This is a genomic window from Stenotrophomonas maltophilia group sp. LNF247, from assembly GCF_054083135.1.
In genome coordinates, this window is record NZ_JBSRQL010000004.1 from 241,131 (window position 1) to 264,202 (window position 23,072).

Below are 23,072 nucleotides of genomic sequence, written 5' to 3' on the forward strand. Positions count from 1 at the left end.
GCCATGGCTTCGCGCAAATTCCGCTTCATGGCCGCAGGTGGCGCCGCACTGGCGCTGGGTGGGGGCTACTTCATCTATACCCTGATGGCGGCCCAGGGCCAGGGTACGCTGGCGCAGGCGCCGCTGAACATCCAGGTGCAGACGGCACCGGCATTCCTGATGGCGCTGGATGATTCCGGCTCGATGCTGTGGGAGGTGCTGAACAATACCCGCGACGGTGTCTATCGCTGGAGCGGGACGAGCTTCTACAGTGGCAATGTGGCGTACGGCTATGTCGATTCCGGGAACATGTATCACTATGTTTTCCCCAGCTACGGCCGAGATTCAAATCTGGCAGTTCCGCCATTGGATGCCTATGGCTTTGTGCGATCTCCGGATGTCAACGGCTCCTACTTTGATCCTCGCGAGACCTATGATTCCTGGAAAACCGGGCTTACGGGTTCGGCTGCCAATTTCCCAAGTGTTCCGATTGATCCGGCCGCAGCGCCCCTGGATCCGCGACCGGGTACGCCAGACGGCAAGAAGACCGGCATCCTTAATCTCGCTGCCAATTCGACAATGACGTCCATTGTTGTGAGCGGAAAAGCCGCAAACTGGCGTTTTCAGTTCTATAGCGGTATGGAACTGCCGAAAGATACGAGGATTGAAAACAATCGATGCAGCGATATTACCAGCCGGAACAGCAGTGTGAAGGACGGCTTCGCTGTGCTGAATCAGAAGGTGACGCTGAGCAGAAGCTGCAGTGCCGCAATGGTGTTCTATCCAGCCACGTTCTACCTGGAAAACCCGGCCTCGCTGCCGGCCGATTACGGCTATACCGCATCCCCGGTGGCGGTGACCAACCCCGTTGGCGGGCGTCCGGGTACGCTCTACAGGTATGAGATCAAGCTGGATAACTTCAACAAGGACCAGGCCAAGTACAACAAGGCGATGCAGAACTTCGCCAACTGGTTCAGCCTGTATCGGACCCGTCGCGAAGCGTTGATCGGTGCGGCCACCAATGCGCTGCATGGCACTACGAACCTGCGCGTGGGCTGGTTCCGTATCAATGATCGTGAGCAGGTCAAGATGCACAACATGACCGACGAGACCGAAAAGTCGAAGTTGCTTTACGACATCATGAGCAGAATGCGAGCCAGTGGTTCCACGCCTAACCGTTCTGCTGCAGACTACCTTGGCCAGCAGTTCCAGCGCACGGATGATGGCGCGCCAGTGCTATTGGCCTGCCAGAAGAATGCGGGCATGCTGTTCACTGATGGGTATATCAATGAAAGCGGCAACAAGACTCTGATGAAGGACCTGGTGGCGCCCTACTACAAGGGCCCACTAGTCGAAGACCTTGATAACGGCTCTGTGCCGGTTCCTGCAGAGTGCAGCAGTTCCAGTCCGGACCCGTCATTGGACTGCAACAAGAAACTGCACATGAACTTCTACGGTGTGACGCTGGGTACTCAGGGCAAAGAGTTCGGCGTCAAGTACCTTCCGGACCCGAAGAGGCCCTGGGTGCTCAGCCCAGATCCGTATGTTGTCAAGCCCAATTTCCCGACCACGACGCAGGATCTCAAGCCGGAAGCGGTCGACGAGCTGTGGAACGCGGTGTATGACACCCGCGGCGAGATGGTCAACGCCACGCGCCCGGGCGAAATCACCGCTGCCATGCGCCGGATCATCAGCAATGTTGCCCAGGGGGCCACGCCGTCCGGCTCGCGTTCGTTGACGGGGGCTCGTATCGGCGTGGGCTCGCTGTCGGTGGAGCCGTTCTACGAGGCGACCAACAACGGCACCGACTGGTACGGCAGGCTGCATGCCTACTCGCTGAAAGTGGACGAATCTACGCGCGGGATTGTCTCGGAGGAGGCATGGGAAGCGTCGGCGAAGATGCCAGCGGCCGCATCGCGCCGCATCCGCTTCTGGCGCAACGGTGAACTGGTTGATTTCACCGGCAGTAATGTCAGCCTGGCCAACCTGTGCGACAAGTCCAGTGTGATGTATCCGGGCATGCTGATCTGCAGTGCCTCGGAACTGGAAGGGCTCGCCACTAATTCGGCTACCGCCGTTGCGTACCTGCGTGGAGACACAACCAACGAAAAGCGCAGCGGCGGCAAGCTGCGCGACCGTACCACAGTGCTTGGGGACATCATCACCTCTACGCCGGCCCTTAGCTCGCCGCTCGATGACTACGGCTTCCGTCGCCTGCCAGGCGCGATGGGCACCAGTTATGCCGACTACATGGTCACCAAGCGCAATGACCGACGCTACATGGTCTACGCGGCTGCCAACGACGGGATGCTGCACGCCTTTGATGGCGGCATGGGCGCGGATGGCGAGATGGACAGCGATGGTGGCAAGGAGCTGTTTGCCTATATCCCATCCACATCGTTGGGTCATATGGGCAATCTGTTGCTGCCCAACGATCCCACCAACCAGAACGTCCAGCGCTTCCAGCATCGCTACTATGTCGATGGCCCGGTGACGATCAGTGATACCTACAGCGGCGGAAGCTGGACGACCTCGCTGGTCGGCACGGCGGGTGCCGGTGGGCGCAGCGTGTTCGCGCTGGATGTGTCTGATCCGGCCAGCTTCGGCGGCACCGGTTCGCTGCTGTGGGAGATCAGTGATCTCAACGCCTCGCTGGATGAGGACGTAAGGAGCAATATCGGCTACGTGCTGGGCAAGCCGGTGATCGTGCCGATGAAGAACTCTGACGGCTCGGTGGGCTTCCGGGCGATCTTTGGCAATGGCTATGAAAGCAAGAGCGGAAAAGCCGTGTTGTTCGTGGTCGACATGGCGGCTGGCAATACGCCGACGATTCGCATGATAGAGGCGGTCGAGTCGGGTACGGATCTGCCTGCCGGCAGCAATGGGCTGGGCAACATTGTGGTGGTGGATCGTTGGGGTGGGGCTGGACAGAACGAACGGGTCCGCGATGGTCTTGCTGATACCGTCTATGGTGCTGACAAGCGCGGAGCGGTCTGGAAGTTCGACCTGCGTGCCGACGCGGCACCGACGGTTCCGCTGTTCACCACCGATACCCATGTCGATCGCAGTGACAAGCGAACCTATCGCCAACCCATCACCGGCGGCTTGACGGTAACCACAGGCCCATCCGGTGGCGTGATGCTGATCTTCGGCACCGGCAGCTTCTCGTACTACGGCGATGAGAACGACGCTGCGGTGCAGGCGCTGTATGGCATCAATGACGTTGAAACCGGGCAGCCCAGTGCTACGCTGACGTCGGCCAATCTGCGCCCGTTCGCGGCGCAATTTGAGAATGGCGTTCGCACCCTGCTTCCGGGCACTGTTCCGGCGCTGAGCCGCGGCTGGACCGTAACGCTGTCCAACAAGGAGCGTGCGGTCGGCAATCCGCGCATCGTTTCCGGAGTGGTGTTCATGCCCACCTATATCCCGTCCGAGGCCAAGGGCTGCTCGGTGGATGGCGCGAACTGGGTGTTTGGCCTGCAGGCCGGCAGTGGCGAAGCGGCAATGTCGCAGGTGCGCTTCGGTGCACCGGACGGCACGTCGCCGGGGGCAGGTACGGCCGGTGTACCCCTGGAAACGGGCGGCAACGCACCGGTCAGGGATGTCACCACCTCTGTGGTCCCTCGCCTTGCGCCGCCGGATCCGGGTGAACCAGGGACTCCTCCACCGACGCCGCCGGGCGAGGCCTGCCTGATGCAGATTTCGGTGGCAGGTGCAAAACCGATGTACTTGCCTTACCCGTGTGGTCGCCAGTCGTGGAGGCAGATCCAGTGAGTAGTGTCCGTGCTTCGTCGATCAATGGAGTTGCTGCAATGCACACGACGTTCGCCCCTGGCCGCCTGGCCCGCGGATTCACTCTCATTGAACTGATGATCGTGGTGGCAGTCGTGGCGATCCTCGCTGCGATCGCGTACCCGAACTACAGTGAGCATGTGCGAAAGTCGCGGCGTGCGCAGGCCAAGGCCGATCTGGTGGAGTATGCGCAGCTGGCCGAGCGCTACCACACCATCAACAACACCTATGTGGGCTTCACCTTCCCGGGCGGAGCTGATTCCATCAACTCGCCACGCGAGGGCGGTACTGCGGCCTACACCTTGTCCATGGAAACCGCGCAATCGACGTTTACGTTTACGGCGACGGCTGCCAATGCTCAGGCCGAAGACAAGTGTGGTGACCTGTCCCTCAACCAGGCCAATGTGAAGACATCCAAGGGCACGCTGTCCGAATGCTGGTGATGTGGAAAAGCACGCCGGCGGGCGTCGTGGGCAGGAGTGTTGCACTCTCTGATCGAGGTGATTACAATGCGCCTCCCCGCCCGAATAGCTCAGCCGGTTAGAGCACTTGACTGTTAATCAGGGGGTCGTTGGTTCGAGTCCAACTTCGGGCGCCAGGTTATACGCATCAAAGGCTTGCGGTCATCCGCAGGCCTTTTTTGTTATCAGCAGGGTCGATCGGTCCTGGTCCGTGTTGATCGGACGCGCCCGCTGTTGCTGACGATTATCCGGGAGTGCTCACGGCCGTCCGCGCAGATGCGCAGCGTCAGATTGGCTCCAGGGCTGCGGCCATCCGGTTGGAAGTAAAGCTGCGGCCGGCCACTGCTGGTGGTTCCCCGGATCCTGATGTTCGGAAAGCCTGCCTGGTGCATCAGAATAGCGTCGGCAGAAGAGGGTGGTTCGCGCCGGCCGCTTGTCCTGTAGATGACCCACCCCTGGCTCCAGTCGTCGCCGCAGTGGTGGCCATCGGTACTTGCGCAGATGCCGATCAAGTTTCGTCGCATGATCGCCTGGTAGCGCGCAGCAGCGAGTCCGGACTGCAGGTTGATACGGGTGGCGTCCGCACGCTGCCGCAACAGCATCGAATGCAGGGTGGGCCATCCGGCGGCCAGCAGCACGGCCAACACGGCCACCACCGCCATCAGTTCGACCAGGTGCATGCCTCGCGGCGCCGTAGGGCTGGGGATTGGGCAGTGGCGCATGAGTCCAGCCTCCCTCGTCCAGCGTCGCCGGCGCCATCAGGCACTGCCGCGCCCGCCTGCCCGGAAACCCCTCAGCTGGCCGTCACCGCTTGCCCCGTATACTCACTCTTCCCGGGAACTGGCAACACCATGAGCGACCGTTTTGAACTCGTCTCGCCGTATTCGCCGGCAGGCGACCAGCCTGATGCCATCGCAAAGCTGACCAGCAACTTCGAAGCGGGCATCGCCAAGCAGACCCTGCTGGGCGTCACCGGTTCGGGCAAGACCTACACCATCGCCAACGTCATCCAGAACGTGCAGAAGCCGACGCTGATCATGGCGCCGAACAAGACGCTGGCGGCGCAGCTGTACGGTGAGTTCAAGGCATTCTTCCCGCACAACGCGGTGGAGTACTTCGTCAGCTACTACGATTACTACCAGCCGGAAGCCTACGTGCCGTCGTCGGACACCTTCATCGAAAAGGACAGTTCGATCAACGAGCACATCGAGCAGATGCGGCTGGCGGCGACCAAGACCCTGCTGTCGCGCCCGGATGCGATCGTGGTAGCCACGGTGTCGGCGATCTATGGCCTGGGTGCACCCGAGGACTATCTGTCGCTGCGCCTGATCCTGTCCAAGGGCGAGCGCATCGACCAGCGCGACCTGATCAATCACCTCACCCAGCTGCAGTACACGCGCAACGAGTACGAGCTGCAGCGCGGTACGTTCCGCGTGCGTGGCGAAGTGATCGACGTGTTCCCGGCCGAGTCGGACAGCGAGGCGCTGCGCCTGGAACTTTTCGATGGCGAGGTCGAGAAGATCACCCTGTTCGACCCGCTGACCGGCGAGACGCTGCGCAACATGCAGCGTTTCACTGTTTATCCGAAGACACACTACGCGACCACGCGCGAGCGCGTGCTGGCAGCGATCGAGACGATCAAGGTGGAGCTGAAGGAGCGGCTGGAGCAGCTGTACGCGCAGAACAAGCTGGTGGAGGCGCAGCGCCTGGCCCAGCGCACCCAGTTTGACCTGGAAATGATGGCCGAGGTTGGCTACTGCAACGGCATCGAGAACTACTCCCGGCATCTGACCGGCAAGAATGCCGGCGAGCCGCCACCGACCCTGTTCGATTACCTGCCGCCGGATGCACTGCTGGTGATCGACGAATCGCACGTGACCATTCCGCAGATCGGCGCCATGTTCAAGGGCGACCGCTCGCGCAAGGAGACCCTGGTCGAATTCGGTTTCCGCCTGCCGTCGGCGCTGGACAACCGCCCGCTGCGCTTCGAGGAGTGGGAGGAGCGCTGCCCGCGCAGCATCTACGTGTCGGCCACGCCCGGGCCCTATGAACTGCGTGAAGCCGGTGACGAGATCACCGAACTGGTGGTGCGCCCGACCGGCCTGATCGACCCGGTGGTGGAGATCCGCCCGGTCGGTACCCAGGTCGACGACCTGATGAGCGAGGCCAACGCGCGCATCAAGGCGGGCGACCGCGTGCTGGTTACCACGCTGACCAAGCGCATGGCCGAGAATCTCACGGAATACCTCACCGAACATGGTATCCGCGTGCGCTACCTGCACTCGGACGTGGACACGGTCGAGCGCGTGGAGATCATCCGCGACCTGCGGCTGGGCAAGTTCGACGTGCTGGTCGGCATCAACCTGCTGCGCGAAGGCCTGGACATGCCCGAGGTATCGCTGGTGGCGATCCTTGATGCCGACAAGGAGGGCTTCCTGCGTTCCACCGGTTCGCTGATCCAGACCATCGGCCGTGCCGCGCGCAACGTGCGTGGCAAGGCGATCCTGTATGCGGACAAGATCACCCGTTCGATGCAGGCCGCGATCGATGAGACCGACCGCCGTCGTGCCAAACAGGTCGAGTACAACGAGGAACATGGCATCGTGCCGCGCTCGGTGGCGCGCCCGATCGTCGACGTGCTGGAAGGCGCGCGTTCGGATGCGGCAGAGAAGGAAGCGAAGAAGGGCAAGGGCAAGGGCAGGCCTGGCGTGGCCGAGGACGGGGGCGACTATCGCTCGCTCAGCCCGGCCCAGCTGGCGTCCCGTCTCAAGGCGCTGGAACAGCAGATGTACCAGCATGCGAAGGACCTCGAATTCGAGGACGCGGCCCGCGTGCGCGACCAGATCAGGCAGCTGAAGGAGGCGAGTCTGGGCTGAACGCGGCAGTGCAGCATCTTCTTCACGAGAGTATTGCACTTCACGGCGGGCATACGTAATATACGCGGCCTGCACCGACGCAATCGCGAACGTTCAGAAGCAAAAACGGGCGGTTAGCTCAGCGGTAGAGCACTACCTTGACATGGTAGGGGTCACAGGTTCGAACCCTGTACCGCCCACCACGAAGTCCTCGGAAGAGGGCTGTCGTGAAATGCAAAGCCCGGCCCTGGCGCCGGGTTTTTACGTAGCAAGGCCAGCTTTCGGGCGGCAAGAACAAGATGGGCGGTTAGCTCAGCGGTAGAGCACTACCTTGACATGGTAGGGGTCACAGGTTCGAACCCTGTACCGCCCACCACCTGGCTCCCGGCACTGCCGGTGCAACGGTGGATCAGAATGAAAGCCGGCCCCGGGCCGGCTTTTTTCGTTTGCGCCAGTGGGCTGCAGCCAGCGGTCAGCGTTGGGCCACCCATTCGTCGATGCTGATCATGCGCTGCAGCCGCCAATGCCCGTCCACGCGTTCCCAGACCTGCGCAACGCGTGCCGAGCCGGTGCGCTGCTGCGGGGTGTCCGCCCGCAGGGGCTGGTTGCCCACGCGCAGCACGCGATCCTGGCGCAGCCGGTAAAGCTGAAGGGTGGCCGGGTCTGCTTTCTCATCCGGCATTGGAGATGCTCCTGCCTGCCCAGCCTCGGCCTGCAGGATCTGGCTGCGCAGGGAAGCATCCCCGGCGTCGGTATCGCGGCCGAACAGGCCAGCGCACAACAGCAGCAGGGCAAGCATCGGCATGGCACGGTGCTCCGGAGAAGGGAGTCCAGCGTGGCACTGCCCCCTGCGGTGTGAAACCGGTATGCGACGAAAGCCGGTAAAGCGCGCGCCAAGGCGCCCGGGGAAGGATGAATCCGGGGCCGGAAGTGCCGGGCCGCCCCAAGAGACGGCCCGGCGCGATGCCCAATGCGGGTGGGCGCCGATCAACACCGCTGCGCTGGGTCAGCGCTGGCGACCCGCAGCTCGGCTTCGATTACAGCGGATCACAGCACAGCACCTGGCCAGGCTTGCCGGAGTTGCCGAACGGGCAGCTCGGATGCGGCTCGCAACCGGGCGCATAGCCGGTCTTGGGCGCAACGGCAAAGGCCTGGCTGGTGCCGAAGGCCATGGCCGCGACAACGACGATACCGGCGACAGACGAGAACAGCTTCTTCTTACCGATCATGCGTGGCTCCTTCAGGTGTGGAAATGCACGGTGTAGGCCGTTTGCGGGACGGCCTTGCACAGGTCAGTTCGGCTGGCAGCAGATGCGGGTACCACCGATTGTCCCGTTGCCGCCGAAAACGCAGCCCGGCGTGTAGGTGCAGCCCGGCGCGAAGCCAGCCTTGGTTGGCTTCGCAAAGGCCTGGGACGCGCCGAACGACAGCGCGGCGACAACGACGATACCGGCGACGGACGAAAGGACCTTCTTTCCGATCATGTGTATCTCCTTGGTTGGCGTTGGTGTTGCAGTTGCCGAAGGCACCGGAGTGCCGGTTGTGGCGCGAATCTGGTGGCGAGGGCGGGCGCGCGGATCGGGCGCGTGGCGCCTCAGTGCAATGCAAGGCGAGGCGCCAGCGACTTCATGGCGGCCTGCACGACCTGCTCATCGAGCTGGCCGACGTGTTTGTAGGCCACGCTGCCATCTGCAGCCAGCACCACCAGCATCGGTGTGACCGTGGCGCGGTAGCGTCTGGCGGCATCGCCGTCGCTGTCGATGGCAATCGGGAAGCGCAGATCGTGCTTGCCGGCGTAGTCGGCCAGTTCATCGTAGGGAGGAAGGCCCACGCCGACCAGCTCGCTGGTGCCACGTCCGCCAGCAATCTGCTGCAGCTGCGGCATCGAGGCCAGGCAATAGCGGCAGGCGGTGGAAAAGAAGTACAGGATCTGGGCAGTGCTGCGTTCGCCGCCGATCATCACCCGGGTGCGCTGGGTGGTTTTCAATGCCAACGCATCGGCACGCGTGCCCAGCGCCAGGCCATGCGCCTCATGCTGCATGGCCTGCAGCTGGGCGGCCATCTGCTCGTTGATCTGCCGCAACTGGCGGTTCTGCCATCCCAGCGCGATGATCAACGCCGACAGCAGCAGGGCAGCAACAGGAACCAGGGCGCGCTTGAGCATTGATCATCCTTGAACGCAGCGTTGTCCGGAACATACCCGAACTGCGGCGCGAGTTGTTAAGCAGGCGTTCCGCGCGTCGCCGTGGCGTGCGCGTCCCTACCACTCTCAGGATCCGTCTCAGATGAGCGAGCATGTTCCGGCTCCCCGGACCAAACCATTCGTCGAGCTGCTGTTCGGCGGCAACATGCTGGAAGGCACCTTCAAGGCCGTGGTCTGGGTAGCTCTGCTGGCTGCGGTGCTGGCCTGGGCCACCTTCCGCTGAGCCATCGCGCCCGCGCTCAGGCGTTGAAGACCTGCCGCAGGCTGTGCAGCGTAGCCTGGCGGTGCTCCTTTGCGGTCGCTTCGCTCATCTCAAGTTCCTGCAGGCGCAGCCCGACCAGGGTCATCGACAGCGCGTAGGTGCGTGCCGCATCGGCGACGCGCGAAAGCCCGAGTGCGCGGCGGGCCAGCGCATCCACATGCTCCAGATCGGGCATAAGGCCCAGATACGCACGTTCTGCGCTGTCCAGGTCGGGAGCACACAGGATCGCATGGGCTTCGAGGGGGGTGGAGACGCAGGCCATGAGGGGTGTCCTTGTCTGTAACGGGCGCTCGCTCAGAACGAGCGCATCAGGGAAACGAAGGCCGACGTCTGTGTCCCACGCCGCGCCATCGGGCTGTCCTTTACTGCATCGCCGAACCGCTGGTTGGCGGCCAACGGACGGCTGATGGCAGCGGAGAACAGCAACAGGCGCAGCAGGGTCGGGGGCAGCAACGGCATCGATCAGCCACTTTGCGGAGGATGGCTGTGCATGGTGCGGGCGCAACATTGTCAGAACATTGCGCGTCGGCAATCGGCACGCGAAGGCGCCCAAACCCGGCGCAAGGCACTATGATCGGCAGCGTTTCCGGTAGCCGAACCCCCTGATGCGCATCCTCCTGGTCGAAGACGATCCCGATCTGTCCCGAGCCCTGCAATCGGGCCTGGAGCGGCAGGGCGTGGTCGCCGACGTGGTCGGAAGCCTGGCCGAAGCTACGATCGCGCTGCGCGAACCGGTACACCAGTTGATGTTGCTCGACCGCCAGCTGCCCGATGGCGATGGCGCGGCGTTCGTCGCCACCGCGCGTGCACTGCGGCCTAACCTGGCGGTGATCATGCTGACCGCCAAGGGCACGTTGTCAGACAAGGTCGAGGGCCTGGATGTGGGGGCCGATGACTACCTGGTGAAGCCAGTGGCGATCGAGGAACTGATGGCGCGGATCCGTGCAGTCTCACGGCGGCCCTCGGCGATGGTGACGCCGCGCCTGCACCTGGGGCGGCTGGAATTCGACTTCGAATCGCTGCAGGCGCAGGTGGGAGGCCAGCCGCTGGCACTGCCCCGGCGCCAGGTACTGGTGCTGCAGGCGCTGGCGATGCGCCAGGGGCGCACGGTCACACGCAGCGCGCTGGAAGCGGCGGTGTACGGGTTTGATGACGAGATCCAGTCCAATGCACTCGACGCGCACATTTCCAAGCTGCGCAAGGCGCTGCAGCAGGCCGGGGCTGGTGTGGAGATCCATGTGATCCGCGGCGTCGGCTATCTGCTGGCGGAGGCGTGAGATGACCCGACCGATCCGCTCCATCACGCTCGGCCTGGCCTGGCGGTTGTTCCTGGCGCAGGCCTTCACTGTGTTGTTCGCGGTGGTCGCGTTGATCCTGACCTGGGGCGACAAGGACACTTGGGGAATGGACATGTTCACGGCCGAGGCGGTAGCCAAAGCCGTGCACAGCGAAGGCGGCCGGCTGGTACTGGACCAGGCGCGCTGGGACAGGCTCAATGCCGGGGCGGGGGGCAACCTCTGGTTCGCGGCGGTTGATGACAGGGGCACGTGGCTGGAGCGCGGCACGATTCCTGCGGTCCACGCCCCGTTGCTGGCACGCTTGCCGACGGTGGGCGCCACCGAACTGGGTTCACTGGTGCCGCCCTATCTGGACGTTGCGCGGGTGATGATCCGCAACGAGGATGGGCGGCGCATCACGGTGATGGTGGGCGGGGCGCCGAAGGGCGGGCTGCTGGACGGCGCACTGATGGTGCTGCGCCTGATCGGCCTGTGGTTCTTCCTGCCGCTGATCGTGATCACGCTGCTGGTGATGCCGACCGTGATCCACCGTGCGATGCGCGGCGTGCGTCGGTCCGCACAGCAGGCCAAGGAGCTGGATATCGGCCAGCCGGGTGCGCGGCTGGATGCGCAGCTGGTGTCGACCGAGGTCGCGCCGCTGGTGGAAGCTTTCAACGACGCGATCGACAAGGTGCAGCAGGGCTATGCAGCACGTGACAAGTTCCTCGCCGATGCCGCGCACGAGCTGCGGGTGCCGATTGCAGTGGTACAGGCGCGCTTGTCGCAGCTGCCGCAGGGTGAGCTGAAATCGCAGCTGCTGACCGACGTGGCGCGGCTCGGCAACGTCGCCGAGCACCTGCTTGACCTGCAGCGGCTCGACCGCAATGTCGGCGCACTGCAGCGGCTGGATCTGGCGCTGCTGGTGCGTGAAGCGGCCGCCGATCTGGCGCCACTGGTGGTCGGCGCCGGCTATGGCTTCGAGGTGGATGCGCCGGAGTCGCCCGTGTGGATCCATGGCGACAGCCTGGCGCTGGGGCGGGTGATCGCCAACCTGGTGCACAACGCCATCGTCCACGGCGGCGGGCGCGGCACCATCTGCGTGCGCCTGGATGCACGTGGCCTTCTGGAAGTCAGCGATCAGGGCGCCGGTATTCCGGTGAGTGACCGTGAAGCGATCTTCGAGCCGTTCCATCGCCTGCGCGCGGCGGGCAGCGGCAGTGGCCTCGGCCTGCATCTGGTGAAGGAAATCGTGCAGCATCACGGCGGCTCGGTCAGTGTCGGCGAGGCCACCGGCGGTGGTGCCAGCTTCCGGGTCAACTTCCATCGCGGCACCGTCCGGCGCTGACAGCCGCGCGGGGGAAACCCCGATAGGCAGCCTGTAGCGCCTGGCGGCAGGCTGATGGAATGGCTTCCGAACGTTCCGCGCCGGCCCTGTTCGGCCCCGGCTGCGCTGCCGGCCTGGTGCTGGGCGCGCTGGCCTGCGTGCAGATGCCGGCGCTGCTGCCGCTGTGGCTGAGCGCGCCGATGGCGGTTGCCGGCGGCGCGGGCTGGCTGCTGCGCTGGCGCGGCCGCCCCTGGGCTGCAATCGTGCTCGGCCTGGCATGGGCAACATTGCACGGGCATCGGGCGTTGCACGGCCAGCTGCCACCCGGCGCGCCGCCGCAGGATGTGCGGGTGAGCGGACGAGTCGCCGATCTTCCGCAGCGGGGGCCCGGCTACACCCGTTTCGTGTTGCACGTGGATGAGGCCGATGCGCTGCCAGCGCTGCGCGGCAAGCGCCTGCAGGTCACCTGGAACGATCCGTGGCGCGGGTCGTCAGCGCACGAGGCCGAGGGTGGGCGGCATGCGGTTCGTGCGGGATCGCATTGGCAGTTGCCGCTGCGGGTGCGTGCGCCACGTTCGCGGATCAATCCCGGCGGCTTCGATGGCGAACGCCATGCCTTGCTGCGCGACATCTCCGGCAATGGCACGGTACGCGACCCGGGGGCTGCGCGTGAGCGCGCGCCTGCGCAGGGCCTGCCAGCCTGGCGCGAGCGCAGCAGTGACGCCATCGCTACGCAGGTGGCACATCCTGCCGCGCGGTTCGTGCAGGCCTTGGCGCTGGGCGATACCCGCGGGCTGTCCGATGCCGACTGGGAACACCTGCGCGCGCTGGGCTTGACCCATCTGGTCGCCATTTCCGGTTTTCACGTGGGCGTGGTGGCGGGCTTCGGGGTACTGCTGTGCCGCTTGTCGTGGTGGCTGTGCCCGGTGCTGGGACGTTGCTGGCCACGGCCGCAGGCGGCGGCATGGGGTGCAGCGCTGGCCGCAGCCGCCTATGCCGTGGCCGCCGGCGGCGCGCTGCCAACGGTGCGCGCGGCGCTGATGATCGGGCTGGTGGCACTGGCCCGTGCCGGACGTCGCCCGGTGGGTGCGGGGCAGGGGTTGGCCCTGGCCGCGATGGTGATGCTGCTGCCGGCGCCGCTGTCGGTGTTGTCGGCCGGCTTCTGGCTCAGCTTTGGCGGGGTGCTGTGGCTGCTGTGGTGCCTGCCGCGAACCGGGCCGGAGGGCGCCGGTGGGGGCCTGCGTGGCTTCCTGGCCGCCCAGGGCGTGGCCAGCCTCGGCCTGTTGCCGCTGTGCGTGGCCCTGTTCGGCGGCACCGCGCGGTTGGGGCCGCTGGTCAACCTGCCGATCATTCCGTGGTGGACGTTGCTGGTGGTGCCGTTGTCGTTGCTGGGTACGGGGCTGCATGCGCTGCACGAGGGAGCCGGCCGCTGGTCCTGGCGTGCTGCGGCCTGGCTGTTCGAGCTGAGCTGGCAGGCGCTGCAGCCACTGGCGCTGCACCCGCAGGCCATGTGGTGGTTGGCCGAGGCGCCGCGCTGGGCCGTACCGGCGGCATTGGCGGGGGTGTTCTGGTGGCTGCTGCCACGCGGCGCCGGCGGTGGCCTGGCGGGCCTGCTGCTGTGCCTGCCGCTGTTGTGGCCGGCGCGGCATGCACCGGCCGAGGGGGAACTGGAGCTGCTGGTGCACGATGTGGGGCAGGGCACAGCGGTGCTGGTGCGTACAGCGCGGCACGCACTCTGGTACGACGTAGGGCCTCCGACCGGCGGCGAGGGCAACGAGCGCATTCTGGTCCCGGCCCTGCGCGCGCTCGGCCAGACACCGCCCCGGCAGGTGATGCTCAGCCATGACCATCTTGATCACACCGGCAGCCTGTCCAGCCTGCGACGGCAGCTGTCCGGACTGCAGCTGCTGGCGCCACCGGGCAGCACCATCGCCGGCGCGACGCCCTGCCAGCAGGGGCTGCGCTGGCAGTGGGACGGGGTAGATTTCCAGGTCCTGCACCCGGCGACGGGCAGCCGTGAGGCTGAGAACGAAGACAGCTGCGTGCTGCGCATCGCCAGCCACCACGGCGTGGTCCTGCTGCCGGGTGACATCGGCCGACCGGCCGAGCGGACGCTGCTGCAGTCGTCTCCGGCCGCGCTGAAGGCGGATGTGGTGCTGGTGCCGCATCATGGCAGCGGTGGCAGCTCCAGCGCGCCATGGGTGGCCGCCGTGGCGCCACGGTTGGCGGTGGTTTCGGCCGGCCACCGCAACCGCTTCGGCCATCCACGCCAGGACGTGGTCCAACGCTGGCAGGCGCAGGGGGCGGAAGTGCTGGCCACGGCCGACTCCGGCGCGATCCGCGTATGGCTTGGTGCACAAGGGCTGCAGCTGCGTGAACAGCGTATCCACGCATCCCGGTGGTGGGATGCCGCTGGGCGGGCGCGGTCGGCTGCTATCCTATCGCCGAACGAACAAGCGGCCGTTGGGCCGGAGGGTTGAAACGTGTGGGAACTGGTCAAGGCCGGTGGCTGGCCAATGGTGCCGCTGCTGCTGTTGGGCGTACTGGCTTTGGCGATCATCCTGGAGCGTTTCTGGTCCCTGCGGCGAACGGAAGTGCTGCCGCCCGGGCTTGGCCAGGAAGTGCGCAACTGGGCCGCACGCGGCAAGCTTGACCCGGCGCACCTGCAGACCCTGCGCGCCAACTCGCCGCTGGGCGCGCTGCTGGCCGCTGCGCTGGAAGCGCGCAACCGCCCGCGCGACCAGATCCGTGAGCGGATCGAGGACACCGGGCGCCACCTGGTGCACCGCATGGAGCGCTTCCTCAACGCGCTGGGCACCATCGCCTCGGCCGGCCCGCTGCTGGGCCTGCTGGGCACCGTGATCGGCATGATCCAGATGTTCCTGGGCATCCTCGACCATGGCGTGGGCGACGTGAACCAGCTGGCCGGCGGCATCGGCAAGGCGCTGGTGTGCACCGCCACCGGCATGATCGTGGCCATCCCGGCGCTGATGTTCCATCGCTATTTCAAGGGCCGGATCCACGGCTATGTGGTGGAAATGGAACAGGAAGCCAGTGCCCTGCTGGATACGCTCGACGGCCGCCCCGGGGTGATGAACCCGGCCGCGCCGGCGCGGCCAGCCCACGCTGCCACGGCGAAGGCCTGATCGATGCGTATCGGCAATGACCGATCCCAGGATGAGCCGCATATCGATCTGGTGCCGCTGATCGACGTCATCCTGGTGCTGATCATCTTCTTCGTGGTCACCACCACCTTCGATGCGCGCTCGACGCTGCAGGTGCAGCTGCCGACCGCCAGCCAGCAGCCCAGCAACGAGCCGCCGCGCTCGCTCAGCGTGCTGATCAACGCCGAAGGCCGCTATTTCATCAATGACCAGGAAGTGCTGCGCAGCGATGTCGAGTCGGTCAAGCAGACCATCGCATCGGTCGCCGGCAGCGATCGCAGCCAGCCGGTGCTGCTGCGCGCCGACGCACGCACCCCCTACCAGGCCGTGGTGACTGCGCAGGACGCGCTCGGTCAGCTCGGTTTCCGTCGTATCGCCATTGCAACTGCGCCAGAGGTGCGTCCATGAGTTCCCATCACGCGCCGGTGTGGCCGATCTACAAACGTCTGCTGGGCTACACCCGCACCTACTGGGTGTTCATGGTGGGCGCGGTCATCGCCATGGTGGTCGAAGCCCTGGCCGGCTATCACTTCACCAAGCTGATGGAGCCGCTGGTCAACGAGGGGTTTGTCGATCCGCAGCCGCGCGCGGCCGTGGTCCTGCCGCTGACCATCCTCGGCCTGTTCCTGATGCGCAGCGTGGCCACCTGGGTCAGCGACTATACGCTGGCCAAGACCGGCCGCAGCGTGGTCCGCGACCTGCGTGAGCAGGTGCTGCAGAAGTACCTGCACCTGCCGTCGTCGCACTTCGACACCGAAGCAACGCCGGTGATGGTCAGCCGCCTGAACTTCGATACCGAGCAGGTCACCCAGGCCAGCGCCGACGCGCTGAAGACCGTGGTGGCCGATACCCTCACCATCATCGCGATGCTGGCGGTGATGCTGCAGATGAGCGTCAAGGTAACCCTGGCGATGCTGCTGGTGGTGCCGCTGATCGGTGCCATCGTGTCCTACGTGGGCAAGCGCTATCGTCGCATCAGCCGCGGCATCCAGGACGGCATGGGCACGATGGCGCAGACCGCCGAGCAGTCCTTGGCGGCGCAGCAGGAAGTGAAGGTGCACGGCACCCAGCAGCATGAGATCTCGCGCTACTCACGCCTGGCCAACCGCATGCTGGCGCTGAACATGAAGGTCGAGGTGACCCGCGCAGCGGCGTCCAGCGTGGTGCAGTTCCTGGCCGCACTGGCGCTGGCGGTGATCGTCTGGGTGTCGACCCGCGAAGCCCTGGCCGGCCGGCTCAATGCCGGCCAGTTCATGGGCCTGATGACCTCGATGATGGCGATCATTCCTTCGCTGCGGCGCCTGACCAGCGTGCAGACCTCGATTTCGCGCGGCGTGTCCGCCGCCGAGCGCCTGTTCGGCATCCTCGACATGCCGGTGGAGCGCGACGAAGGCCAGCACCGCGTGCAACGCGTGCGTGGCGAACTGGCGTTCGACCACGTCATGCTGCGCTACCGCGAAGACAGTGGCATCGCCCTGGACGACATCAGTTTCGTTGCCAGGCCGGGTACGGTGACGGCCATTGTCGGCCGTTCCGGCAGCGGCAAGACCAGCCTGATCCGGCTGGTGCCACGCTTCTACGAGCCCAGTGGCGGGGTCATCACCCTCGATGGCGTGGCGCTGGATCACTATCCGCTGGCTGACCTGCGCCGGCAGGTGGCGATCGTCGGGCAGAAGGTGATGCTGTTCGATGACACCATCGCCGCCAACATCGCCTATGGCATGGAAGCGACCGACGAGCAGATCCGCGCGGCGGCCGAAGCCGCCAACGCGTGGGAGTTCATCGCACGCATGCCGCAGCAGCTGCAGACGCCGGTAGGCGAGAACGGCGCGCTGCTGTCCGGTGGCCAGCGCCAGCGCCTGGCGATCGCCCGCGCGATCCTGCGCGACGCCCCGATCCTGATCCTCGACGAAGCCACTGCGGCGCTGGACAACGAATCCGAGCGCCTGGTGCAGGACGCGCTGCAGCGCCTGATGCCCGAACGCACCACGCTGGTCATCGCGCACCGGCTGTCGACCATCGAGCATGCCGACCAGGTGCTGGTGATGGACCATGGCCGCATCGTTGAACGCGGCACCCACAAGGAGCTGCTCGAGCTGGGCGGCCTGTACCAGCATCTGCACAGCATGCAGTTCCGCGAAAGGCAGGACTGATGGCCGGCAAGGGTACCCAGACCCCGGCGTACTGGTACGACGGCAGCCCGGTTCCGTGGGCGATGCGCCTGCTGGCACCGCTGTACGCCGGCGTCACCGCGCTGCGCCGGCGCGCCTATCGGCGTGGCTGGCGCAAGCGTTACACGCTGCCGGTGCCGGTCATCGTGGTTGGCAACATCACCGCCGGTGGCACTGGCAAGACGCCGCTGACCATCGCACTGGTGGAGCGCCTGCGTGCCGCCGGCTGGAAGCCGGGCGTGGCCAGCCGCGGTTACGGGCGCGAGGATGCCGACACGCCGCTGTGGGTAAAGGCCGATACGCCGACCGCCAAGGGCGGTGACGAGCCAGTGCTGATCGCCTGGAAGACCGGCGTGCCGGTACGCGTGGACAGTGATCGTGTTGCTGCCGGCAGGGCGCTGATCGAGGCTGGCTGCGATGTGATCGTCTGCGATGACGGCCTGCAGCATTACCGGCTGGCACGCGACATCGAGATCGAGGTGGTCGATGCGCAGCGTCGCTATGGCAATGGCCGGATGATTCCGGCCGGGCCGCTGCGCGAGCCGGTCAGCCGCGCCAGCGAATGCGATTTCCGCGTGGTCAATCTCGGTCAGGCCGATGAGGAGACTGCGGCACAGGCCTGTGGCTTCGGCCAGTGGCCGATGGCCCTGCACATCGACAGTGCGCAGCCGCTGGCCGGTGGCCGCGCACGCCCGCTGGCGTACTTCAAGGGCCAGCGCGTGCATGCGGTGGCCGGCATCGCCCATCCGCAGCGCTTCTTCGACATGCTGCGCGCGCGTGGCATCGGCGTCGTGCCGCATGCGTTCGCCGACCACCAGGCCTATCAGCCGCAGGACCTGTCCTTCGGCAGCCAGCTGCCGGTACTGATGACCGAAAAGGATGCGGTGAAATGCCGGGCGTTCGGCAACGACTGGCACTACGCGGTTCCGCTGCGCGCCGAGTTGCCCGCCGCGTTCTGGGTGGCGCTGACTGACCGCCTGGACAAGCTGCGACCGAACTGAGCGACGCAGCGGCGCTTGCATTCACGCGCCGCCGGCCGCATTCCCCTTGTAACGAGCCTGCCGAGTACCGCCCCATGACCGAATTCGTCGTCGCCATCCCGGCCCGCTATGCCGCCTCGCGGCTGCCCGGCAAGCCGTTGCGCCTGCTGGGTGGTGAACCGCTGGTACTGCACGTGGCGCGTCGCGCGCTGCAGGCCGGCGCCCGGGAGGTCTGGGTAGCGACCGACGATCAGCGCATTGCCGATGCGCTGTCCGGGCTGGCCGAGGTGAGGGTGGCCATGACCGCCACCTCGCATGCCTCCGGTACCGACCGCCTGGCCGAGTGCGCACGCATCGCCGGCTGGGCCGACGACACGGTGGTGGTCAACCTGCAGGGCGACGAACCGTTCGCACCGGCGACCGGCATCCGCGCCGTGGCCGAGGTACTGGCCAACGGCACTGCACCGATGTCGACCCTGGCCACCGCCGTCGAGGACGCGCCTACGCTGTTCGACCCGAACGTGGTCAAGCTGGTGCGCAACGTGCGCAACGAGGCGATGTACTTCAGCCGCGCGCCGATCGCCTGGCACCGCGATGGCTTTGCACGCAGCCGCGACGCGCTGCCGGCCGGTCACAACTGGCTGCGCCACATCGGCATCTACGGCTACCGCGCCGGTTTCCTGCAGCGGTTCGCGGCAATGCCGCCGGGCCAGCTGGAGCAGGTCGAATCGCTGGAGCAGCTGCGTGTGCTGGAGGCGGGCTACCCGATCAGTGTGGCGATCTCGCCCGAACCATTCCCGCCGGGCATCGACACGCCCGAGGACCTGGAGCGCGCCGAAGCGCTTCTTCAGGCGCTGGCTGCCCGATGAAACTGCTGGTCGTCTGCCTCGGCAACATCTGCCGTTCGCCGATGGCCGAAGGTGCGCTGCGTGCACGCCTGGAGGCCTCGCCGCTGGCCGGGCGGGTGCAGGTGGATTCGGCCGGCACCGGCGACTGGCACGTGGGCGAGCCACCGGACCGGCGTGCGATCGCCTGCGCGGCCGGGCACGGTGTGGACATCGGCAGCCTGCGCGCACGCCAGCTGCAGGCCGCGGATTTCGACCGTTTCGACTGGATCCTGTGTGCCGACGAGGCCAACCTGCGTGACGCCGGTCGCCTGGCGTCGGTGGCGCAGCGCGAACGGCTGGCGCTGTACCTGCCCTGGTCCGGCGCGCAGGGGCGGATCGCGATCCCCGATCCGTACACCGGCGGGAGCGATCATTTCGAACAGGTCTGGTCGCTGGTCGACGATGCTGCAAAACGTGCAGTGGCACGACTGTTGCATGACGCCGACTCCGGCATAATCGGATCATGAACGTCCAGCCCGTCCCGGACCTGCCCGAGTTCGCCACCTGGCTCAACGCCACCCCCTGCACCCTGACCGAACTGCGCGGCCGGCCGGTCGCGCTGCTGTTCGTCAATGCGGCCTCCGCCTGGAGCGCGCAACGCCTGGCCGAGTTCGGCCAATGGCTGTCGCGCCATCCGGGCAAGCTGCAGCCGCTGGTGCTGCAGGTGCCGCGCTTCGATTTCGAACGTGACGCCAGCGCTGCACTGAAACTCCTGCGTCGCCAGGGCCTGACCATGCCTGTGCTGCTGGATGCCGACTGGGATGGCTGGCGCCGCTTCGGCGTCAGCGCCTGGCCGACCCTGGTGCTGCTGGATGCACAGGGCAGGGAGCAGCAACGGCTGATCGGGCTGGGGGCCCCCGGTGAACTGGAACGCGCCTTGAACGCGCTGTGCCAGGGAGCCCCTTCGGCGCCGTCGCGCGGGGGCAGCGAACTGCATCCGGAACCGCGCCAGGCCCTGCGCTTCCCGTTGGGGCTGGCAGTCAGCACCGAGCGCCTGTACATCGCCGACAGTGGCCACCACCGCATCCTTGAATGCAGCCACGGTGGCCGCATCCTGCGCCAGTTCGGCCTCGGTACCGCCGATTTCATGGATGGCAACCTTGCCGAAGCGGCATTCCATCGCCCGCAGGCGCTGGTGCTGGAGCGCGATTCGCTGTACGTGGCCGATACCGGCAACCATGCCGTGCGCCGCATCAACCTGTTGACCGGCATCGTCGACACCCTGTGTGGCAACGGGCGCCCCGGTGCGCCGGTGGAAGGTCCGGTTGCGCAGCCGCGGCAGGTCTCGCTGGACCACCCGGTCGGCTTGGCCATTGCCGACAACCAGCTGCACATCGCGATGGCCGGCGACAACCGCATCTGGAGCTACCACCTGGGCCAGCGCAGCCTGCAATGGCGCGCCGGCAGCGGCTCCATTGACGAGCGTGATGGCAGCGGCCATCTGGCGGCCTTCGCCCAGCCCACCGCGCTCGCCGTGGTGCAGCAGGTGCTGTACGTGGCCGATGCGCTGGGTTCCTCGATCCGCGCGCTTCAGCTGCGTGGCGACCTGGTGCAGACCCTGGTCGGGCAGGGGCCCTGGCGCTTCGGCAGTGAAGACGGTCCCCGCGCCCAAGCCAGCCTGCAGTTCCCGCAGGCCATCGCGCTGAGCCCGGATGCGCCGCTGCTGTGGATTGCCGATACCGGCAACGGCCGCCTGCGCACGCTGCGCCTGGGCGGAGGCGAACTGACGACCCAACCGCTGCCGCGTCGCCTGCATGGCCCGGCCGGCCTGGCGGTGGGGGCCGGGGCGGTGTGGATTGCCGAGACCGACGCCCATGCCGTGCTGCGATTCGATCCCGACAGCGGCGTGCTCAGCGAAGTGCCGATCAGCGAATGACCGACGTTCCCGTCCCGGCCTTCGACGGCAAGGCCTTCGCGGCCCAGCTCAGCACCGCGCCCGGCGTGTACCGCATGTACGCCGCCGACGACACCCTGCTGTATGTGGGCAAGGCCCGTGCACTGCGCAATCGCGTTGGCAGCTACTTCAACGGCAGTCCGAAGAACGCGCGGATCATGTCGATGATCTCGCAGATCGCGCGCATGGACGTGACCGTCACGCGCTCGGAAGCCGAGGCGCTGCTGCTGGAAAACCAGCTGATCAAATCCCTATCGCCGCGTTACAACGTTTCGCTGCGCGACGACAAGACCTACCCGCATGTACTGCTGACCCGCGAGGACTGGCCGCGCATCGCGCTGCATCGCGGCCCGCGCGCCATTCCCGGCCGCTATTTCGGGCCGTACCCGGGCGTGACCGCGGTACGCGAAACGCTGAACCTGATGCACAAGCTGTTCAAGCTGCGCAGCTGCGAGGACAGCGTGTTCCGCAACCGTTCGCGGCCGTGCCTGCAGTACCAGATCGGGCGCTGCAGCGCGCCGTGCGTGGAGCTGGTGCCGGCAGCGGAGTACGCCGAGTCGGTGCGCCGCGCCGCCCTGTTCCTTGAAGGCAAGAGCGACGAGCTCACCCGCGAGCTGGGCGAGCAGATGCAGGCCGCCAGCGAGGCGCTGGAGTTCGAGCAGGCCGCGCGCCTGCGCGATCTGATTTCCTCGCTGCGCAGCATGCAGACCCGGCAGTACGTGGACGGTCGCGCCGCGGACCTGGACGTGCTGGCGGTGGCCATGCAGGGGTCGCAGGCCTGCGTGCTGCTGCTGGCGTTCCGCGATGGCCGCAACCTCGGTACCCGCCCGTTCTTCCCCCGCACCAACGGCGAGGAAAGCCCGGAGGAAGTGCTGGCCGCGTTCGTCTCGCAGTACTACATCGAATTCGAGCCGCCGCGCGAGATCCTGCTGGACCGCGAGATTCCCGATGCCGACCTGCTGGTTGCCGCGCTCTCGGCCTCGGCCGAGCGCAAGGTGCAGCTGAAGTGGAACGTGCGCGGCGAGCGCGCCGGCTACGTGGAACTGGCCAGCCGCAACGCGCAGCTGACCCTGGCCACCGAACTCAACAGCCGCAACGCGCAGCACGCGCGCAGCGACGCACTGCGCGAGATGCTGGGCCTGGCCGAGCCGGTCAAGCGGGTCGAATGTTTCGACATCAGCCACACCCTGGGCGAGGCTACCGTGGCCTCGTGCGTGGTGTTCGATGCGGCCGGCCCGGTGCGTGCGCAGTACCGCCGTTTCAACATCAGCGGCATCGAGCCGGGCGACGACTATGCGGCCATGCGCCAGGCCATCGATCGCCGTTTCCGCCGTGCGGTGGAAGAGCAGGGCGTGCTGCCGGACGTCCTGCTGATCGACGGTGGCGCCGGCCAGCTGGCGCAGGCGCAGGCCGCACTGGCCGACCTGGGCGTGGAAGGGGTGCTGCTGGTGGGCGTGGCCAAGGGCGTGGAGCGCCGCGCAGGCCATGAAGCGCTGGTGATGCCGGATGGACGCGAGCTGCGCCCGGGCGCGGCCAACCCGGCGCTGCAGTTCATCCAGCAGGTTCGCGATGAAGCCCACCGCTTCGCCATCACCGGTCATCGCGGCCGCCGCCAGAAGGCGCGGATGACCAGCAAGCTGGAGGATATCCCCGGCATCGGCCCGCGCCGTCGTGCCAGCCTGCTCAAGCATTTCGGCGGCCTGGTCGGCCTGAAAGCGGCTGGCGAAGCCGAAATCGCCAAGGTGGAAGGCATCAATGACGCCCTCGCGGCACGTATCTACGCTAACCTGCACGGGTTGGCCACGCCCGATGCGGCCGAGTAG

The 23,072-nt window shown here is 66.5% G+C and carries 21 protein-coding genes, 3 tRNA genes and 1 pseudogene; 18 read left to right on the forward strand and 7 right to left on the reverse strand.

What is annotated here, in order from left to right; translation table 11 throughout:
• Positions 1-3 precede the first annotated feature (3 nt).
• From ACTXG9_RS06390 to ACTXG9_RS06400, 3 genes are all read left to right on the forward strand, one after another.
• On the forward strand, positions 4-3,753 hold the full coding sequence (locus tag ACTXG9_RS06390; protein ID WP_111097905.1) for a pilus assembly protein: 3,750 nt from the start codon (positions 4-6) through the stop codon (positions 3,751-3,753).
• A gap of 38 nt (positions 3,754-3,791) precedes the next feature.
• The gene (locus ACTXG9_RS06395; protein WP_019659012.1) at positions 3,792-4,214 is read left to right on the forward strand and encodes a type IV pilin protein; all 423 of its coding nucleotides are present in this window, start codon (positions 3,792-3,794) and stop codon (positions 4,212-4,214) included.
• Between the two features lie 78 nt (positions 4,215-4,292).
• Positions 4,293-4,369: transfer RNA gene (locus ACTXG9_RS06400), tRNA-Asn, on the forward strand.
• Between the two features lie 48 nt (positions 4,370-4,417).
• Here ACTXG9_RS06400 and ACTXG9_RS06405 read toward each other — a convergent pair.
• Entirely contained in the window at positions 4,418-4,954 is a 537-nt protein-coding gene (locus tag ACTXG9_RS06405) for a GspH/FimT family protein (RefSeq protein ID WP_111097906.1), read from the reverse strand.
• Positions 4,955-5,083: 129 nt separating this feature from the next.
• On the opposite strand from ACTXG9_RS06405, the gene uvrB reads away from it, so the two are divergent.
• The 3 genes from uvrB to ACTXG9_RS06420 all read left to right on the forward strand — a co-directional run bounded on the left by uvrB (position 5,084) and on the right by ACTXG9_RS06420 (position 7,463).
• A complete protein-coding gene (uvrB, locus tag ACTXG9_RS06410; protein WP_021203591.1) occupies positions 5,084-7,108 on the forward strand; it encodes an excinuclease ABC subunit UvrB in 2,025 nt (674 codons plus the stop codon).
• A gap of 107 nt (positions 7,109-7,215) precedes the next feature.
• Positions 7,216-7,290 (forward strand) — tRNA-Val (locus tag ACTXG9_RS06415).
• 98 nt (positions 7,291-7,388) lie between these two features.
• Positions 7,389-7,463: transfer RNA gene (locus tag ACTXG9_RS06420), tRNA-Val, on the forward strand.
• Between the two features lie 96 nt (positions 7,464-7,559).
• Here ACTXG9_RS06420 and ACTXG9_RS06425 read toward each other — a convergent pair.
• The 4 genes from ACTXG9_RS06425 to ACTXG9_RS06440 all read right to left on the reverse strand — a co-directional run bounded on the left by ACTXG9_RS06425 (position 7,560) and on the right by ACTXG9_RS06440 (position 9,251).
• Positions 7,560-7,892, reverse strand: a complete 333-nt coding sequence (locus ACTXG9_RS06425) for a hypothetical protein (RefSeq protein ID WP_021203592.1) — start codon at positions 7,890-7,892, stop codon at positions 7,560-7,562.
• Between the two features lie 232 nt (positions 7,893-8,124).
• Complete coding sequence (locus tag ACTXG9_RS06430; protein ID WP_019659008.1) at positions 8,125-8,316, reverse strand: hypothetical protein; 192 nt, start codon at positions 8,314-8,316, stop codon at positions 8,125-8,127.
• 63 nt (positions 8,317-8,379) lie between these two features.
• Positions 8,380-8,571: a hypothetical protein gene (locus ACTXG9_RS06435; protein WP_019659007.1), complete on the reverse strand. Its 192-nt coding sequence runs from the start codon at positions 8,569-8,571 to the stop codon at positions 8,380-8,382.
• Between the two features lie 110 nt (positions 8,572-8,681).
• The gene (locus ACTXG9_RS06440) at positions 8,682-9,251 is read right to left on the reverse strand and encodes a peroxiredoxin family protein (protein WP_111097907.1); all 570 of its coding nucleotides are present in this window, start codon (positions 9,249-9,251) and stop codon (positions 8,682-8,684) included.
• 121 nt (positions 9,252-9,372) lie between these two features.
• Here ACTXG9_RS06440 and ACTXG9_RS06445 point away from each other — a divergent pair, with 121 nt between their 5' ends.
• Entirely contained in the window at positions 9,373-9,513 is a 141-nt protein-coding gene (locus ACTXG9_RS06445) for a hypothetical protein (protein WP_181451820.1), read from the forward strand.
• Positions 9,514-9,529: 16 nt separating this feature from the next.
• Here the strand turns inward: ACTXG9_RS06445 and ACTXG9_RS06450 are convergent, their stop codons facing one another.
• Positions 9,530-9,814, reverse strand: a complete 285-nt coding sequence (locus tag ACTXG9_RS06450; protein ID WP_111097908.1) for a hypothetical protein — start codon at positions 9,812-9,814, stop codon at positions 9,530-9,532.
• Positions 9,815-9,846: 32 nt separating this feature from the next.
• A pseudogene (locus tag ACTXG9_RS06455) lies at positions 9,847-9,948 on the reverse strand (MipA/OmpV family protein); the annotation flags it as partial.
• Positions 9,949-10,157: 209 nt separating this feature from the next.
• Here ACTXG9_RS06455 and ACTXG9_RS06460 point away from each other — a divergent pair.
• The 11 genes from ACTXG9_RS06460 (at position 10,158) to uvrC (ending at position 23,072) form a co-directional block, all read left to right on the forward strand.
• Positions 10,158-10,829 (forward strand): response regulator transcription factor, encoded by a 672-nt coding sequence (locus ACTXG9_RS06460; protein WP_019659002.1) that lies wholly within the window; start codon positions 10,158-10,160, stop codon positions 10,827-10,829.
• A gap of 1 nt (position 10,830) precedes the next feature.
• Entirely contained in the window at positions 10,831-12,174 is a 1,344-nt protein-coding gene (locus tag ACTXG9_RS06465) for a sensor histidine kinase (RefSeq protein ID WP_021203594.1), read from the forward strand.
• A gap of 59 nt (positions 12,175-12,233) precedes the next feature.
• Positions 12,234-14,633 carry a DNA internalization-related competence protein ComEC/Rec2 gene (locus ACTXG9_RS06470; protein WP_111097909.1) on the forward strand — a complete coding sequence of 800 codons (2,400 nt, stop codon included), beginning with the start codon at positions 12,234-12,236 and terminating at the stop codon, positions 14,631-14,633.
• Positions 14,634-14,636: 3 nt separating this feature from the next.
• Positions 14,637-15,299 (forward strand): MotA/TolQ/ExbB proton channel family protein, encoded by a 663-nt coding sequence (locus ACTXG9_RS06475; protein WP_019658999.1) that lies wholly within the window; start codon positions 14,637-14,639, stop codon positions 15,297-15,299.
• Between the two features lie 3 nt (positions 15,300-15,302).
• Positions 15,303-15,725 (forward strand): ExbD/TolR family protein, encoded by a 423-nt coding sequence (locus ACTXG9_RS06480; RefSeq protein ID WP_019658998.1) that lies wholly within the window; start codon positions 15,303-15,305, stop codon positions 15,723-15,725.
• Positions 15,722-17,470, forward strand: a complete 1,749-nt coding sequence (gene msbA, locus ACTXG9_RS06485) for a lipid A export permease/ATP-binding protein MsbA (RefSeq protein ID WP_019658997.1) — start codon at positions 15,722-15,724, stop codon at positions 17,468-17,470. Before ACTXG9_RS06480 ends, msbA begins: the two co-directional genes overlap by 4 nt.
• Positions 17,470-18,489 (forward strand): tetraacyldisaccharide 4'-kinase, encoded by a 1,020-nt coding sequence (lpxK, locus tag ACTXG9_RS06490; RefSeq protein WP_021203597.1) that lies wholly within the window; start codon positions 17,470-17,472, stop codon positions 18,487-18,489. The genes msbA and lpxK overlap by 1 nt, the downstream gene beginning before the upstream one ends.
• Positions 18,490-18,563: 74 nt before the next feature.
• Positions 18,564-19,337 (forward strand): 3-deoxy-manno-octulosonate cytidylyltransferase, encoded by a 774-nt coding sequence (gene kdsB, locus ACTXG9_RS06495; protein ID WP_197575627.1) that lies wholly within the window; start codon positions 18,564-18,566, stop codon positions 19,335-19,337.
• The gene (locus tag ACTXG9_RS06500; protein ID WP_134729530.1) at positions 19,334-19,822 is read left to right on the forward strand and encodes a low molecular weight protein-tyrosine-phosphatase; all 489 of its coding nucleotides are present in this window, start codon (positions 19,334-19,336) and stop codon (positions 19,820-19,822) included. Before kdsB ends, ACTXG9_RS06500 begins: the two co-directional genes overlap by 4 nt.
• On the forward strand, positions 19,819-21,231 hold the full coding sequence (locus tag ACTXG9_RS06505) for a hypothetical protein (protein WP_019658993.1): 1,413 nt from the start codon (positions 19,819-19,821) through the stop codon (positions 21,229-21,231). The genes ACTXG9_RS06500 and ACTXG9_RS06505 overlap by 4 nt, the downstream gene beginning before the upstream one ends.
• Positions 21,228-23,072 carry an excinuclease ABC subunit UvrC gene (gene uvrC, locus ACTXG9_RS06510; RefSeq protein WP_021203600.1) on the forward strand — a complete coding sequence of 615 codons (1,845 nt, stop codon included), beginning with the start codon at positions 21,228-21,230 and terminating at the stop codon, positions 23,070-23,072. Before ACTXG9_RS06505 ends, uvrC begins: the two co-directional genes overlap by 4 nt.

Coding starts and splice junctions, on each gene's coding strand:
- ACTXG9_RS06465 (WP_021203594.1), top strand. CDS start 10,831: ATGACCCGACCGATCCGCTCCATCACGCTCGGCCTGGCCTGGCGGTTG.
- ACTXG9_RS06435 (WP_019659007.1), bottom strand. CDS start 8,571: ATGATCGGAAAGAAGGTCCTTTCGTCCGTCGCCGGTATCGTCGTTGTC.
- msbA (WP_019658997.1), top strand. CDS start 15,722: ATGAGTTCCCATCACGCGCCGGTGTGGCCGATCTACAAACGTCTGCTG.
- ACTXG9_RS06440 (WP_111097907.1), bottom strand. CDS start 9,251: ATGCTCAAGCGCGCCCTGGTTCCTGTTGCTGCCCTGCTGCTGTCGGCG.
- lpxK (WP_021203597.1), top strand. CDS start 17,470: ATGGCCGGCAAGGGTACCCAGACCCCGGCGTACTGGTACGACGGCAGC.
- ACTXG9_RS06450 (WP_111097908.1), bottom strand. CDS start 9,814: ATGGCCTGCGTCTCCACCCCCCTCGAAGCCCATGCGATCCTGTGTGCT.
- ACTXG9_RS06430 (WP_019659008.1), bottom strand. CDS start 8,316: ATGATCGGTAAGAAGAAGCTGTTCTCGTCTGTCGCCGGTATCGTCGTT.
- uvrC (WP_021203600.1), top strand. CDS start 21,228: ATGACCGACGTTCCCGTCCCGGCCTTCGACGGCAAGGCCTTCGCGGCC.
- ACTXG9_RS06425 (WP_021203592.1), bottom strand. CDS start 7,892: ATGCCGATGCTTGCCCTGCTGCTGTTGTGCGCTGGCCTGTTCGGCCGC.
- ACTXG9_RS06395 (WP_019659012.1), top strand. CDS start 3,792: ATGCACACGACGTTCGCCCCTGGCCGCCTGGCCCGCGGATTCACTCTC.
- ACTXG9_RS06480 (WP_019658998.1), top strand. CDS start 15,303: ATGCGTATCGGCAATGACCGATCCCAGGATGAGCCGCATATCGATCTG.
- ACTXG9_RS06390 (WP_111097905.1), top strand. CDS start 4: ATGGCTTCGCGCAAATTCCGCTTCATGGCCGCAGGTGGCGCCGCACTG.
- ACTXG9_RS06505 (WP_019658993.1), top strand. CDS start 19,819: ATGAACGTCCAGCCCGTCCCGGACCTGCCCGAGTTCGCCACCTGGCTC.
- ACTXG9_RS06470 (WP_111097909.1), top strand. CDS start 12,234: ATGGCTTCCGAACGTTCCGCGCCGGCCCTGTTCGGCCCCGGCTGCGCT.
- ACTXG9_RS06500 (WP_134729530.1), top strand. CDS start 19,334: ATGAAACTGCTGGTCGTCTGCCTCGGCAACATCTGCCGTTCGCCGATG.
- uvrB (WP_021203591.1), top strand. CDS start 5,084: ATGAGCGACCGTTTTGAACTCGTCTCGCCGTATTCGCCGGCAGGCGAC.
- ACTXG9_RS06460 (WP_019659002.1), top strand. CDS start 10,158: ATGCGCATCCTCCTGGTCGAAGACGATCCCGATCTGTCCCGAGCCCTG.
- ACTXG9_RS06405 (WP_111097906.1), bottom strand. CDS start 4,954: ATGCGCCACTGCCCAATCCCCAGCCCTACGGCGCCGCGAGGCATGCAC.
- ACTXG9_RS06445 (WP_181451820.1), top strand. CDS start 9,373: ATGAGCGAGCATGTTCCGGCTCCCCGGACCAAACCATTCGTCGAGCTG.
- kdsB (WP_197575627.1), top strand. CDS start 18,564: ATGACCGAATTCGTCGTCGCCATCCCGGCCCGCTATGCCGCCTCGCGG.